This is a genomic window from Kitasatospora sp. NPDC056446 (assembly GCF_042796115.1).
GTDB lineage: Bacteria > Actinomycetota > Actinomycetes > Streptomycetales > Streptomycetaceae > Kitasatospora.
In genome coordinates, this window is the sequence record NZ_JBHTRF010000260.1 from 1 (window position 1) to 1,059 (window position 1,059).

The 1,059-nt window shown below is 70.3% G+C and carries 1 protein-coding gene; it reads right to left on the reverse strand.

What is annotated here, in order from left to right:
• A partial coding sequence (locus ACFQ6N_RS41150; RefSeq protein WP_380659240.1) for a hypothetical protein occupies positions 1-1,059 on the reverse strand: 1,059 nt, incomplete at both ends.

Consider the following 1,059-nt stretch of genomic DNA (forward strand, 5'->3'; position numbering starts at 1 on the left):
CGGATGCGGCGCCCGGCCAGGTCGATGCGGGCGTTGCTGCCCAGCACCACGTCGCCGTCCGCCCTGGCCTGCAGGCGGCCCGAGGCCAGCGCCACGACGGAGTCGATCAGGATATTGCGTGCCTGCAGCCCCAGTTCGGCGCCCAGCGCTTCGTGCCCCTGGGTCTGGCAGGCGCCGCTGATGCGCAGATCACCCCCGCTGCGTACCTGCAGGGTGCTTCCCGCCGCGCCGGTCAGCAGCGGTGCCTGGATGTCCAGTGCGCCGCCGCTGTACTGCCAACCCGTGCCGGCCTGGTAGGCGCCCTGGGCCTGGTAGACATCCAGCGTGCCCTTGCCGGCGAACTGCACCTGCTGCGTGGCCCGCAGCGAGACGCCGTCGAAACCGAGCACCTGGCGGTTGGCCGGCACTTCCGAACTGGGGCGTGTATAGGGCGCGCGTCCGAGGATCAGCGAGCGGGTGTTGAGCTCGAGCTGTCCATGGCCGAGCCGATCGACCATCGCCGCGCCCGGCGCCTGCGGGGTACCGTCGGTCAGCACCGTCGATACCGCCTGTGTGCCATCCCATACCAGCGTGTCGGCATAGATGCGGGCCTGGTCACCGGCCTTGCCGTAGCCATGGATCGCCGGCGCCCCCAGCACCAGCTCGCGCAGGCTGCTGTTGCCGGTGGCCGGATTGCGGGTGTCCAGGTCCACGCTGCCGAATACGTTGATCGCGTCGCGTGCGGACAGGCTCAGTGTCTCCAGCGCGGGCGTGCCAAGCGCGGTATTGCCCCGCAGCAGCTGCTGCAGGGTCTGCTGGTTCAGCGCCAGCCCCTGCGGCAGGGCACCCTGTGCAGCCATCGCCTGCAACGATGCAGCATCACCGAGGTTGATGGCGGTCATCGACAGGCCCAACCGGCGCGTGCCATAGCTGACATTGTCGCGCAGCTGGAACCCGCCCTCGGTACTGACATTGATGCTGCCCTCGGACAGCAACCGGGTCTGCCCGGTGCAGCTGTCGCTGCGGCAGGCGCCCACATCGATCGCCACCCGGGCGGCCGCGCCGCCCGACAGCAGGTTC